9 protein-coding genes are annotated in these 13,895 nt (G+C 53.7%); 1 reads left to right on the forward strand and 8 read right to left on the reverse strand.

Annotated features, from left to right (window positions below):
* Positions 1-90: 90 nt before the first annotated feature.
* Together nudB and HMPREF3107_RS10730 are read right to left on the reverse strand one after the other, a co-directional pair.
* Entirely contained in the window at positions 91-540 is a 450-nt protein-coding gene (nudB, locus tag HMPREF3107_RS10725; protein ID WP_070455380.1) for a dihydroneopterin triphosphate diphosphatase, read from the reverse strand.
* Positions 530-1,981, reverse strand: a complete 1,452-nt coding sequence (locus HMPREF3107_RS10730; RefSeq protein ID WP_070455383.1) for a mechanosensitive ion channel family protein — start codon at positions 1,979-1,981, stop codon at positions 530-532. Before HMPREF3107_RS10730 ends, nudB begins: the two co-directional genes overlap by 11 nt.
* A 107-nt stretch (positions 1,982-2,088) precedes the next feature.
* On the opposite strand from HMPREF3107_RS10730, the gene HMPREF3107_RS10735 reads away from it, so the two are divergent.
* On the forward strand, positions 2,089-2,727 hold the full coding sequence (locus HMPREF3107_RS10735) for a YecA family protein (protein ID WP_083284690.1): 639 nt from the start codon (positions 2,089-2,091) through the stop codon (positions 2,725-2,727).
* 156 nt (positions 2,728-2,883) lie between these two features.
* On the opposite strand, the gene HMPREF3107_RS10740 is transcribed toward HMPREF3107_RS10735, so the two are convergent.
* The 6 genes from HMPREF3107_RS10740 to aceE form a co-directional block, all read right to left on the reverse strand.
* Positions 2,884-4,932, reverse strand: coding sequence for a TonB-dependent receptor domain-containing protein (locus HMPREF3107_RS10740; protein ID WP_083284682.1), 2,049 nt, complete (start codon positions 4,930-4,932; stop codon positions 2,884-2,886).
* 394 nt (positions 4,933-5,326) lie between these two features.
* Positions 5,327-6,958, reverse strand: a complete 1,632-nt coding sequence (locus tag HMPREF3107_RS10745) for a CTP synthase (protein WP_049254362.1) — start codon at positions 6,956-6,958, stop codon at positions 5,327-5,329.
* Positions 6,959-7,075: 117 nt separating this feature from the next.
* Positions 7,076-8,884, reverse strand: a complete 1,809-nt coding sequence (gene lpdA / locus HMPREF3107_RS10750; RefSeq protein ID WP_070455389.1) for a dihydrolipoyl dehydrogenase — start codon at positions 8,882-8,884, stop codon at positions 7,076-7,078.
* Positions 8,885-8,938: 54 nt separating this feature from the next.
* Positions 8,939-9,196 carry a SemiSWEET family transporter gene (locus HMPREF3107_RS10755; protein ID WP_007342752.1) on the reverse strand — a complete coding sequence of 86 codons (258 nt, stop codon included), beginning with the start codon at positions 9,194-9,196 and terminating at the stop codon, positions 8,939-8,941.
* 92 nt (positions 9,197-9,288) lie between these two features.
* A complete protein-coding gene (gene aceF / locus HMPREF3107_RS10760; RefSeq protein WP_070455391.1) occupies positions 9,289-10,923 on the reverse strand; it encodes a dihydrolipoyllysine-residue acetyltransferase in 1,635 nt (544 codons plus the stop codon).
* Between the two features lie 117 nt (positions 10,924-11,040).
* Positions 11,041-13,710 carry a pyruvate dehydrogenase (acetyl-transferring), homodimeric type gene (gene aceE, locus HMPREF3107_RS10765; RefSeq protein WP_070455393.1) on the reverse strand — a complete coding sequence of 890 codons (2,670 nt, stop codon included), beginning with the start codon at positions 13,708-13,710 and terminating at the stop codon, positions 11,041-11,043.
* Between the last annotated feature and the right edge of the window lie 185 nt (positions 13,711-13,895).

The raw sequence follows: 13,895 nt of genomic DNA on the forward strand, positions 1-13,895 counted from the left end.
CCGTACTGGTTTAAATTTAATCCACTATAAAACCGGCAAGGCGGAGAAATGCAGCCGAACAAGTAAACCTTTTATGGCGGCTGTCCGCTTTCAGACGGCCTCTGCAAAGCGCAGCAGGGCTTCGCGGTTGGACGGTGAGAATGCCAGTTCTGCCGCCGCCGCCGCCGGCAGCCAGCGGTATGCCGTATGTTCCGACAATGCCAGCGGGCTTTCGCGCGGGATGCGGGCGGAAAAAAGATGTTCCGTGTTATGCGTTACACCGTCGGCATAGCGGTGTCGCCAGTGCGGGTAGATTTCGTAAACCGTGCTGTAGTGCCAATCGTGTAAATCGTCGGGCGGGAGGCGGATACCGGTTTCTTCCGCCACTTCGCGCAAGGCGGCCTGTGTCGGTGTTTCGCCCGCTTCCAAACTGCCGGTAACCGATTGCCAGAAGCCGGGCCGGTCGGCACGTTCAAGCAGCAGGGCACAGCCGCAGCCGTCATGCAAAACCACCAATACCGAAACAGGCCGTTTCGGCGTTTTCTTCTTTTCAGACGGCATCTTGTCCGCCTTCCTCTGCCATGGGTTCGTGTGAACGGGTATCGGCGGCGGCCTGTTTTGCTGCGGCGGAAAGTTTTGCCTGATCGGGCAGTATCGGGGCTTCGTTCAGAATCCGTACTTCGCGCTGAGGGAAGGGGAAGGAGATGCCTTCTTCGTTAAAACGCTGCCAGATTTCGAGCAGGATGGCGGAAAAAAGGCCGAGAAAACCGTTTTCGGGATCTTTCACCCAAAAGCCCAGCCGCAAATCGATACCGTCCGAACCGAAGCCGATTAAATAGGCTTTCGGCGGATTTTCGCCCGTATCGATACGCTCCTGGCGCGAAGCCGCTTCAATCATAATCTCCATGGCACGCGCAATGTCCGAATCGTAAGAAACCTGGATGTTGAGGTTTTGATTCAGGGCTTTCGTGGTATAGGATTCGTTAATCACCATATCGGTGATGAAGGTTTCGTTCGGAATCAGTGCCTCGGGTCCTGCGGGGCTGCGGAGAACGACGAAGCGGGAAGTGATTTTGGTGACATAGCCTGTGAAGTTATTGACCGTCAACCGGTCGCCCGGGCGGATGGAGCGGTCGCCCAAAATCAAAAAGCCCGATATGTAGTTGCTGGCGACTTTCTGCAGGCCGAAACCGATACCGACACCGAGCGCGCCGCCGAATACCGACAATACGGTCAAATCGATTCCCACCAGCGGCAGGGCGATTAGCACCGATAAAACGACCAGCACGACGCGAACAATGTTCGACAGCATAATGCGCAAACTCAAATCGAGACGGGTATTCGCCATCAACCGGGTTTGCAAGAATCTGGCCAGCCACATGGCGAAAATCAGGATGATGCCTATCCACAAAGTACCCGTGCTGATGCTCCACAAACTGAGCTTTGACGAGCCGACGGAGAAGGTTAAAGATTTCATCCAGTTGATGATGATGTCGTCGATGCCCGAAATCCACAGCAGGAAAAATACCCACAATACCGCCGACAAAGTACGTTCCAAGCGGTCGCTCCACGGCTTTGCGGGCAAGGCGGCATGAAATACGGCCAAAGTAATCCGAATTGCAATCATCCAGTTGGCGGCCAGCAGCAACAGGCGGAGCCATACGGAGGAGAAACCGGCGAAGTTCCATGCCGACAACGCAATAATGGCGGAAAACCACATCAGCACAGGCCAAAGAATCCGTTTGCCGATGTGCTTGAGCAAACCGAGGTAGGTGGGCGTTTTCCACGTGTAGCGTTTCAACAGCCACTCAGACAGCCACCACATGGCTGCTGCCAGGGCAATAACGATGCCTGCCTCGATCCAGCCGGAAGTTTGTCGGAAACTGCGTTCCAGCAGGGCGGACGTGAATTCGGAAGGGGCGAACAGCTGACTGAAAAAATCAGCCCAATGCTCGGAAAGGGCGGCAATTTTGAGAAGGATGGGGGGTGTGTGCGGAAACATTATCATTTGCGGTCTGAAAAAACGGACAGGGGTAAATTATAAGGCAAATTGTGCCCGAATACCGATTTGTGAAATAATGCGCTGCTTGTCCAAACATGGAAATCAATATGTCTCTGCAACCAATCGAAATCATTGAAGAAATCCTCGGTGCTTATGCCGAAGACGGCAGCGCGATGCGCTGCGACGAAATTCACGCCTATCTGACGGCCCTTATATCCGGCCCCGATGAAATAGCGGACGATGCCGATGCCGTCATTGATGCCGTAATCGGTGATGCCGCCATCGATGCGGCGCAACGCGAACGCATCAAAGAAACCGTTTTACAGTGGGCGGAGGAATTAAAGCGGAATTTGAAAGACAAACAGCTCCCAGAATTGCCGTTGTATGAAGATGAAAACGGCGAACCCGACTATTTTTCCTGGTGCAACGCCTATCTTTATGCGTTGGACAATACGCCGACAGATTGGTTTGCCGAAAGTGCCGATGAAGAATTTGAAGATCTGTTTTACCCGATTATGGCTTTGGGCGGCATTTACGATGAGGACGATATCTTGTCCAATCTGAGCCGGCAGGAAATTAACGGATTGCAAAACGAAGTCCCTTACGCCGTACGCGATATTTTTGCCTATTGGCAGGCAGTCATCAACAAACCGCAAACCATCCGCCGAGAAGGTGAAAAAATCGGCCGCAACGACCCTTGCCCTTGCGAGAGCGGTAAAAAATACAAGGCTTGCTGCGGTAAGTAAATAGAAGCGGATTCTTAAAGCAGCGGCCAATCTGGCTATGCCGTCATATTTTGTTGATAAAAAACTGCACCTTTCGGCCTGGGATAACTCCGGCTTCAAGGTGCAGTTTGTTGTTTTCAGACGGCCTGTCTCTTTTACAGTATCTGGAATACGTTCTTAGAAACGGTAATTTACGCCCAAGCGGAAATCTCGGCCGGTTTCCGGCAGGGAAGAACCGTTAACCGAGCTGCTCCGTTGGCTGTGCGGTTTATAGAGTTTGTTGCCGACGTTATTGACGGATAAGTTGATGTTCAAATCATCTTTGCCCGTCGGTTTCCAGTTGGCGTAAATATCGTTTACGCCGTAACCCGGGCGGTTGACATTGCTGCCGCCGGATCCGCGTTGGTCAGTGTTGGTGGCATAACTTGAACGTTGCACGTATCGTCCGCGCCAGCCGAGTTCGAGATTCGGGTTGTCAAACCGATAGGAGAGGCCGGCAGTCCAAGTCCTGCCCATTGGAATAGCCGTAACGATAGAGTCGAGGCTTGCGCCATCCAATTTCGGTTTGTTATACGCGACACCGACCCGCGCCGTCAAACCGGACATACTGTAAGCGGTGCTTGCTTCGTAACCGCTGTTTTTCAATTTGCCGCCGTTATAGTAGATGCCGTTGCGAACAGCCTGAATATCTTTGATTTCCTGGTTGAAATATGAGGCATTGACAGACAAGGCCTGATTCAGATTGTATTTGATGCCGACTTCCGCATTACGGGATTTTTCGGCTTTCAGGTTATCGGCAGCACGGCGGACGCTTCCTCCCGACAGGGCGACTTCGGTCAGACGCGGGCTTCGGGTGGCATAGTTCAAACTGGCATTGACGGATAATTGAGGTGTGATGTCGTAAATCGCACCGATACTGGGATTGATATTACTGCCGGTTATTTTACGGCCGTCTGAAAAAGTGACGCCGAAATGGTCGTAGCGCAAGCCGGTGGTCAGCGTTACGGGTTCTATATCCCAAATTCCTTCCAAATAAAGTCCGGTATCGGTTTTTTTCTCGTTGCTCGCACCGTTGCCTAATTCTTTCGGGATGGCTTTTTGATGCCGCCAGTTAAAGCCGTATTTCAAGGTATGCTTGTCGAACAGGCGGCTGTCGAGATTCACGTTTGCCCCTGTCGTGCGGAGTTTTGCATCCAGTTCATATTGGTGCCCCGATGCTTCGTCCCGCGTTACATTCTTCAAATAAACGTTGGCCTTGGCTTTACTGATGAATCCTATATCGGCACCGCGGTATTCGAGATTGGTGGTGTTTTGGGTCAGCGTGCGGTAGCGGGGGGCGTTGTTGTCCGTATTGGGTTCGCAGGTTCCATCCGGGCGGTAGATGATGGGGCCGTTCCGGCCACGTGTTTTACATGATTGGGAAAAATCAAATTCTTCACGCAAAGCCCGTGTGCCGTAGGTTTTCTCCTGCCGATGGCTCAAAATCAAACGGTGGTTTTCATTAAAGTTGTAACTGATTTTTCCTAACAAGCCCCGCTGACCGAGTGCGCTGTTATGCACGGTTTCACTACCATCCAGGCCTTTATAGCCTTTACCCGGCTTATAGTCCCGTTTATTGACCCAATTGGCGGCAAATAAGGCATCAAAACCGCCGGCTTGTCCGTAAACCGAGAATCCTTGACTGTGTCCTTTATTGCTTGAAACCCCGGCATTCAGTTTGAAACCGATATTTTGCCCCTCACGCAGCAAATCTTTGGCATCTACCGTCTCCGCCACGATTGCCCCGCTGGTTGCCCCGATGCCTGCCGACGCCGAGCCGGTGCCTTTTTGTACGCCGATTACTTTTACCAATGCCGGGTCAAACAAGAATCTGCCGTTATGGTGGAACAATTGGGTATCCGAATATGTATTATCTACTTTAACGTCAATCTGATCCTGCCCCATGCCCCGGATGGTCATCCATTGCGAAGTGCCGTTTCCCCCGCCGAAACTGACTGACGGTTCGTTGAATAAAACGTCTTTCATGTCGGTGGCCGTGGTTTCGTCCAATTTTTGTGTGCGGATACGGTGAGTAGATAAATCAGAGCCTTTGACGGTAACGCTGGGTAATGCATCATGCGTTTCCGTTGTGGATTCGACATTGTTTGCATGGGCGAAACTGCTGCTTAATGCCAAGGTTATAAGGCTGAGGGAGAATTGGGAGGGGAAGGCAATTTTCATAGACATTGTGATGATTCCTCAGATGGGTTGCAAATAAAAGTTAAAAAAAAAATTGCATAATTTTTTATGCCCATTCATTATAAATGATATTTGTTATTTATTGTATTTTTGTGTGAATAATAATGCCTCATTCAGGCTGAATACGAATGTTGAATAAATATAAGCAGGCTGCTAAAACGGTAAAAAAGAGTTCTATCATAAAGGCAAAGAGAGGGAGGAATGTAGTTAATTGAGGAGAAGCATCTGTTTTAAATAACGAAATTTTTGCGAATGCCTTTATCCTTATCGCCGGAAGCAAGCCGTTATGTTCTGCTTACACTCATCAAACACGTATGTGGAAACGCCGATGAAAAATAAGGCCGTCTGAATTTTCAGACGGCCTGGAGTTTGAGGGGTGTTGCTATTGATTCTTACGGTTAGCCAGTGCGGCTTTGATAAAGGCGGTGAACAACGGATGGCCTTTGCGCGGGTTGGAGGTGAACTCGGGGTGGAACTGGCAGGCGAAGAACCAAGGGTGGTTCGGCAGTTCGATGGTTTCAACCAAGCGTTCGCGTCCGGCAGATACGCCGCCGATGACCAAGCCCGCCTTCTCCAGCGCGGGAACATAGTTGTTATTGACTTCGTAGCGGTGGCGGTGGCGCTCGCGAATCAGTTCGCTGCCGTAGATTTTGGCGGCGAGGCTGCCTGCTTTCAATTCGACCTCTTGCGCGCCCAATCGCATGGTGCCGCCCAAATCGGCGGATTCGTCGCGGGTTTCGACGCTGCCGTCGGCGGTTTGCCATTCGTCAATCAGGGCGACGACCGGAGATTCGGTTTTGATGTCGAACTCGGTGGAGTTGGCATTTTTCATTCCTGCTACATCGCGTGCGTATTCGATGAGGGCAATCTGCATGCCTAGGCAAATGCCGAGATAGGGAATGTTGTTTTCACGCGCATAACGGGCAGATGCGATTTTTCCTTCCACGCCGCGCACGCCGAAACCGCCGGGAACCAATATGGCATCGAATTCTTTCAGACGGCCTATACCGTCTTTTTCTATGCTTTCACTGTCGATATAGTCGATTTTCACGTCGGTTTGTGTGTGTATGCCTGCGTGCCTTAACGCTTCGATCAGCGATTTGTAGGATTCGGTCAAATCGACGTATTTGCCGACCATGGCGATTTTGACGGTGTGTTTCGGATTTTTGATGGCATGGACGATTTTTTTCCACGCGGTCAAATCAGCCTGTTGCACGTTAAGCTGCAACTGCTCGGTAATGATGTTGTCGATGCCTTGGTCGTGCAGCATTTCGGGGCATTCGTAGATGCTGTCCACGTCGTAGCTGCCGACAATCGCGCGCTCTTCCACGTTGCAGAACAAGGCGATTTTGCGGCGTTCGTCCGCGGGCATGGTTCTGTCCATGCGGCAAATCAGGATGTCGGGCTGCAAACCGATGCTCAACATTTCTTTAACGGTATGCTGGGTCGGCTTGGTTTTGATTTCGCCGGCGGCGGCGATGTAGGGAACGTAGCTCAAGTGGGCAAACAAAGTGTTGTTGCGTCCCAACTGGCTGCGCATCTGACGGATGGCTTCCAAAAACGGCAGCGATTCGATATCGCCGACCGTGCCGCCGATTTCGACGATGGCCACATCGTAACCTGCCGCGCCTTCGTGGATGCGGCGTTTGATTTCGTCGGTAATGTGCGGGATGACTTGAACCGTGCCGCCGAGGTAGTCGCCGCGGCGTTCTTTGGCGATAACGTTTTCGTACACCTGCCCCGTGCTGAAGCTGTTGCGGCGGGTCATGGTGGCGTTGATGAAACGTTCGTAGTGTCCCAAGTCGAGGTCGGTTTCCGCGCCGTCGTCTGTAACGAACACTTCGCCGTGCTGGAACGGACTCATGGTGCCGGGGTCGACGTTGATATAAGGGTCGAGCTTGAGCATGGTCACGTTCAGACCGCGCGATTCAAGGATGGCGGCAATAGAAGCGGCGGCGATACCTTTTCCGAGTGAAGATACGACGCCGCCGGTTACGAAAATAAATTTAGTCATGATGCTGTACCAGTATTGGAATGCGTGATTTTAACCAATCCGATAGCCTGCCGCAATACGGAAGGCCGTCTGAAAACCGGGTAGGGCTATTCAGACGGCCTTGTTTTTTACACTACATTATTTCTTTTTCTTTTGCGGCGGCAAATCGGTGCAAGTGCCGTTGGCCACTTCCGCCGCCATGCCGATGCTTTCGCCCAAGGTGGGGTGCGGATGGATGGTTTTGCCGATGTCGGTTGCATCGCAGCCCATTTCGATGGCCAGGCAGATTTCGCCGATCATATCGCCCGCGTGCGTACCGACGATACCACCGCCGATAATCAGGCCGCTTTCCGCGTCGAAAATCAGCTTGGTGAAGCCTTCGTCGCGGCCGTTGGCAATGGCGCGGCCGCTGGCAGCCCACGGGAATACGGCTTTGGTGATTTTGATGCCGTCGCGTTTGGCGATTTCTTCGGTAACGCCCACCCAAGCCACTTCGGGGTCGGTATAGGCCACGCCCGGAATCACGCGTGCGTCGAAGTAGGCTTTGTGGCCGGCACAGTTTTCGGCAGCCACATGGCCTTCGTGTACGGCTTTGTGCGCCAGCATGGGTTGGCCGACTACGTCGCCGATAGCGTAGATGTGCGGCACATTGGTGCGCATTTGTTTGTCCACTTCGATGAAGCCGCGTTCGGTAACGGCCACACCGGCTTTTTCGGCAGAGCAGAGTTTGCCGTTCGGCGCGCGGCCGGCAGCCACCAGCACCAAGTCGTAGCGTTGCGGCTCTTTCGGTGCTTTTTCGCCTTCAAAGGTTACGTAGATGCCGTCTTTTTTGGCTTCCACGGCCACGGTTTTGGTATTGGTCATGATGTTGTCGAAGCGGTGGGCGTTCATTTTCTCCCACACTTTCACCAAGTCGCGGTCTGCGCCCTGCATCAGGCCGTCCATCATTTCCACTACATCCAGGCGTGCGCCCAGCGTGCTGTACACGGTACCCATTTCCAGGCCGATGATGCCGCCGCCGATGACCAGCATTTTTTCAGGCAGTTTGCCGCCGTTTTGACGCAGCTCAAGCGCACCGGTGCTGTCCACAATACGTGGGTCTTCGGGGATGAAGGGCAGTTTCACCACGCGGCTGCCCACGGCGATGATACAGTTTTTGAAGGCAACGGTTTTTTTCGCGCCGGTTGCGGTGGCTTGTTCGTATTGTGCGGATTCGGTGAGCGATACTTCAATGTGGTTCGCGCCCACGAATTGGCCGTTACCTTGGATGATGTCCACTTTGCGTGCTTTGGCCATGCCTGCCAGGCCGCTGGTGAGTTTGGCGACGACTTTTTCTTTGTAGCCGCGCAGTTCGTCCACGTTGATTTCGGGTTCGCCGAATTTGATGCCGTTTTTCACCAAGTGTTTCACTTCGTCAATCACGGCGGCGTTGTGCAGCAGCGCTTTGGACGGAATACAGCCCACGTTCAGGCACACGCCGCCCAAGGTGCTGTATTGCTCGATGATGGCGGTTTTCAGGCCTTCGTCGGCTGCTGCAAATGCGGCGGAATAACCGCCCGGGCCGCCGCCCAATACCACCACGTCGTATTCGGCATCGGCAGAACCGGCAAATTGCGCCGCCTGCGGTGCGGGCGCAGCGGCTTTGGGTGTTTCTTGGGCAGGAGCGGGGGCTGCAGCGGCTTTCGGTGCTTCGGCAGCGGCAGACGCACCGGCGGCTTCGATAACGGCAATCACGCCGCCTTCGGAAATTTTGTCGCCTACTTTGACTTTCACTTCTTTTACCACGCCTGCGGCTTCGGCAGGAACGTCCATGGTGGCTTTGTCGGTTTCCAATGTAATCAGGGTGTCATCTACGGCGACAGTATCGCCCGCTTTGATTTCAACGGCGATGATGTCCACGTTTTCGTGGCCGCCGATATCGGGTACTTTTAATTCGATCAAACTCATTTCAAACCTTTCGCGGACAGGCCGGTGTTTTTAGACGGCCTGCCGAATTCGATATTAAAAACTGGTTATGAAGGCAAATAATCCCAACACGATGCCCGGCGCGTTGGCGATGGCCACCGGCAGGTCGCGCGGTTTTTTGAATAATCCGTAAGCTACCCACAACGTACAGTTTATCGCCGCAGCCAAAGGTTGCCATGGCGAGCCTTTGTGTCCGGCCAGGTTGGCCTGAATCTGCGGGATGTAGGCCACATACATACACACGGCGGTGATGGTGGCGACAACAGACAGGATGCGGATTTGTTTTTCGTTCATTGATATTCCAATTTTAAAAGGGGGAAGGCCGTCTGAAACCGCCGGATTCGCGTTTTCAGACGGCCTTTTGCATCAAGAACCGTCCGAAATGCTTACAGCGTGATGCGGCGGAAATCTTTCAGCAGATTGGCCAAGAACACGGTAAAGCGCATGCCGGCCGCACCGTCGATAACGCGGTGGTCGAACGACAGCGACAGCGGGCACATCAGGCGCGGCTCAAACTCTTTGCCGTTCCAAACCGGTTTGATTTGGGATTTGCACACGCCCAAAATGGCCACTTCGGGAGCATTTACAATCGGCGTAAAGCCGGTGCCGCCGATGCCGCCCAAGCTGGAAATGGTAAAGCACGCGCCCTGCATTTCCTGCGGTTTGAGTTTGCCTTCACGGGCTTTCTTGCTCAGCTCGGTCAATTCTTGGCTGATTTCTTTCAGGCCTTTTTTATCCACATCTTTAATCACCGGTACAACCAGGCCGTTCGGCGTGTCGGCGGCAAAACCGATGTGGAAGTATTTTTTCAATACCAGGTTATCGCCGTCCAAAGACGAATTGAATTCGGGGAATTGTTTCAGCGCGCTGACGGAAGCCTTGATGATAAAGGCCAACGGCGACAGTTTCACGCCTTCGCGTTCCCATTCCTTGTTCAACTGTTTGCGGAATTCTTCCAAATCGGTCATGTCCGCTTCTTCGTTTACGGTAACGTGCGGAATCATCACCCAGTTGCGCGACAGGTTTTGGCCGGAAATTTTCTTGATTCGGCTCAACTCTTTCACTTCCACTTCACCGAATTTGGCAAAGTCCACCTTCGGCCACGGCAGCAAATCTAAACCGCCGCCCAAAGACGCACCGGCTGCTGCAGGCGCACCTTTGCCCGCACCGCCCTGTAATGCGGCTTTGACGAAGGCTTTGATGTCGTCGCCTACAATGCGGCCTTTCAGGCCTGTGCCTTTTACCAAACCCAAATCCACACCCAATTCGCGTGCCAGTTTGCGGGCGGAGGGGCCGGCATGGGCTTTGGCAAATGCCGCTTCGTTTACCGGCGTGCTCCCGAACGCTGCCACGGGGGCGGCGACAGGTGCGGGCGCAGAAACAGGTGCTGCCGCAGGGGCGGGGGCGGCGGTCGCTTTCGGGGCTTCGGCCGCAGGGGCTGGGGCAGCCGCAGCAGAACCGGCGGTTTCCACTTCGATAATCGGCGCGCCTTCGGATACTTTGTCGCCTACTTTCACCAGCACGGCTTTCACTACGCCGGCAGCGGTACAAGGGACGTCCATGGTGGCTTTATCGGTTTCCAGCGTAATCAGGGTGTCGTCAACGGAAACAGTGTCGCCGACTTTGATTTCAACGGCGATGATGTCCACGTTTTCATGGCCGCCGATGTCGGGAACGGCAACAACTTCCACCCCGCCGGCAGCGGCGGGGGCGGCAGCGGGTGCTGGAGCCGTAGCGGCGGCAGGGGCTTCGGCAACAGGTGCGGCGGGCGCATCAGCTGCAGTGGCAGATTCCACCAGCAGGATGACGCTGCCTTCGGACACTTTGTCGCCCACTTTGACTTTGACTTCCTTAACCACACCGGCCGCATCGGCAGGCACGTCCATGGTGGCTTTGTCGGTTTCCAGCGTAATCAGGGTGTCGTCCACGGCAATGGTGTCGCCGGCTTTGACTTCTACGGCGATGATGTCCACGTTTTCATGACCGCCGATATCGGGTACTTTGATTTCTACGATGCTCATTGAGCCTTCCTTTTGTATCTTGTGATGCCGTCTGAAAATAAGAAGCCTTTTTCAGACGGCCTGATTGATTCCTTTTCAGACGGCCGTCCAATCAATGTCAGGCCGTCTGAAAGCCGCTTAACGTTTCCAGCTTGGCGCGGTATCGGTTTTAACACCGTATTTCTCAATCGCTTGCTGAACCGTTTCCTTACCGATTTTGCCCTGGTCGGCCAAGGCGCTGAGCGCGGTAACCGCGATATTGTAGCGGTCCACTTCGAAGAACGAGCGCAGGTTGGCGCGGCTGTCGGAGCGGCCGAAACCGTCCGTACCCAACACATGATAATCATTGGGGATATACGCACGGATGCGGTCGGCGAAACTGCGGACATAATCCGTGGCGGCGACCACCGGGCCTTCGTGGCCTTGCAGTTGGCTGGTAACGAACGGCAGTTTGTTCTCTTCCAGCGGGTGCAGGCGGTTGTAGCGTTCCACTTCGATGGCGTCGCGGTGCAGCAGGTTGAAGGACGGGCAGGACCAAACGTCCGCATCGACACCGAAATCTTGTTTCAACAGGTCGGCAGCAGCAAGCACTTCTTGGAAAATCGTACCCGAACCCATCAGCTGAACTTTTTTGCCGCCTTTTTCACCGGCTTTGAAGAGATACATACCTTTCAGGATTTCTTCTTCGATGCCTTCGCGTTGCGGCAGGGCGGGATGGGTGTAGTTCTCGTTCATCAGTGTGATGTAGAAGAAAACGTCTTCGTTGTCCACATACATCCGTTGCAGGCCGCTGTGAACAATCACCGCCACTTCATAAGAGAAAGTCGGGTCGTAGGAGACGCAGGTCGGAATCAGGTCGGCCTGAACATGGCTGTGGCCGTCTTCGTGCTGCAAACCTTCGCCGTTCAGCGTCGTCCGGCCGGCAGTGCCGCCCAGCAGGAAGCCGCGCGCATGCATATCGCCTGCCGCCCAGGCCAAATCGCCGACACGCTGGAAGCCGAACATAGAATAATAAATATAGAACGGAATCATGGCGAAACGGTTGTTCGCATAACTGGTCGAAGCCGCAATCCAGTCGGCCATCGCACCCGGTTCGTTGATGCCTTCCTGCAAAATCTGACCGTCTACCGATTCCTTATAGAACATCAGCTGGTCTTTATCCTGCGGCGTGTACTGCTGGCCTTTCGGATTCCAGATGCCGTATTGGCGGAACATGCCTTCCATACCGAAGGTACGGCTTTCGTCAGGTACAATCGGTACGATACGTTTGCCGATTTGCTTGTCTTTCAACAGAGTGGCCAACACGCGGACAAATGCCATTGTGGTTGAAAATTCGCGGTCGCCGCTGGATTGCAGTTGTGCGTCGAAATCGGCCAAAGCGGGAATCGGCAATGCTTCGTTGTTCGGGTTGCGCTGCGGCAGATAACCGCCCAAGGCGTTGCGACGCTCGCGCAGATATTTCATCTCTTCGCTGTCTTCCGCAAAACGGATGTAAGGCAGGTCGCCGCTCTCGATTTGCTCGTCGGTTACCTTGATGCCGAAGCGGTCGCGGAACTGCTTCAACGAAGCCTTGTCCATTTTTTTCGCCTGGTGGGCGACGTTTTGCGCTTCGCCGGATTGGCCCATGCCGTAGCCTTTAATGGTTTTGGCCAGAATCACGGTCGGACGGCCGTCCGCATTATTCACCGCTTCATAATAAGCCGCATATACTTTGTGCGGGTCGTGGCCGCCGCGGTTCAATGCCCAGATTTCGTCATCGGACATATTGGCCACCAAGGCTTTCAACTCGGGCGTGTTGAAGAAATGTTCGCGGACATATGCACCGTCTTTGGATTTATAAGTCTGGTAGTCGCCGTCCAGACATTCGTTCATGCGATTTTTCAGTGCGTTGTTGGTGTCGCGTGCCAGCAGTGCGTCCCAACGGCTACCCCAAATCACTTTCAATACATTCCAGCCGGCACCGCGGAAGTTACCTTCCAATTCCTGAATAATTTTGCCGTTGCCGCGAACCGGGCCGTCCAAACGCTGCAGGTTACAGTTGATGACGAAAATCAGGTTGTCCAAGCCTTCGCGTGCCGCCAATGCGATTGCGCCTTGGCTTTCCGGCTCGTCCATTTCACCGTCGCCGCAGAATACCCAAACTTTGCGGCCTTTGGTTTTACTCAAACCGCGTGAATCCAGATATTTCAGGAAGCGCGCCTGATAAATCGCCATCAGCGGACCCAAGCCCATCGATACAGTCGGGAACTGCCAGAAGTCGGGCAGCAGGTGCGGGTGAGGGTAAGACGGCAGGCCGTTACCGCCGACTTCCTGACGGAAATTATCCAATTGTTCGTCTGTCAGACGGCCTTCCACATAGGCGCGGGCATAGATGCCGGGGGCAGAGTGGCCTTGTACGAATACCAAATCGCCTTCTTCGCCTTCGCCTTTGGCGCGCCAGAAGTGGTTGAAGCCGACATCATACAAAGTGGCAGCAGATTGGAAGGAGGCGATATGGCCGCCCAGTTCCAAATCTTTTTTGCCCGCGCGCAGTACCATGGCAGCCGCATTCCAGCGGATGATGGAGCGGATGCGGTGTTCCAGCTCGTGATTGCCGGGCGATTTCTGCTCTTTGCCTACCGGAATCGTATTCAAATAGGCGGTAGTCGCGTCAAACGGCATGTGGATGCCGCGGCGGCGGGTGTATTTCACCAGATTTTCCAGCAGGAAATGCGCTCGCTCGGTGCCTTCGTTTTCCAGCACGGAGCTTAAGGCATCTAACCATTCCTGAGTTTCAATCGGATCGATGTCGTTAATTTGGTTGGACATGGATAATCCCTTCAGTGGAGAGTTACGGAACACGGCACAACGCCGCGATGTTGAGTTTGCGGACATGGAGGCCGTCTGAAATTTTCCCTAACGGCCGAAAGACGGACGAAAAGGGGGGTAATTGAAGTAATATGTATAGCTTTCAAAAGCTTGTTAAACAAAGTTTTTGAAACGGTTGTAAAGCG

The sequence above is a fragment of the Neisseria sp. HMSC31F04 genome (assembly GCF_001807735.1).
GTDB classification, from domain to species: domain Bacteria; phylum Pseudomonadota; class Gammaproteobacteria; order Burkholderiales; family Neisseriaceae; genus Neisseria; species Neisseria elongata.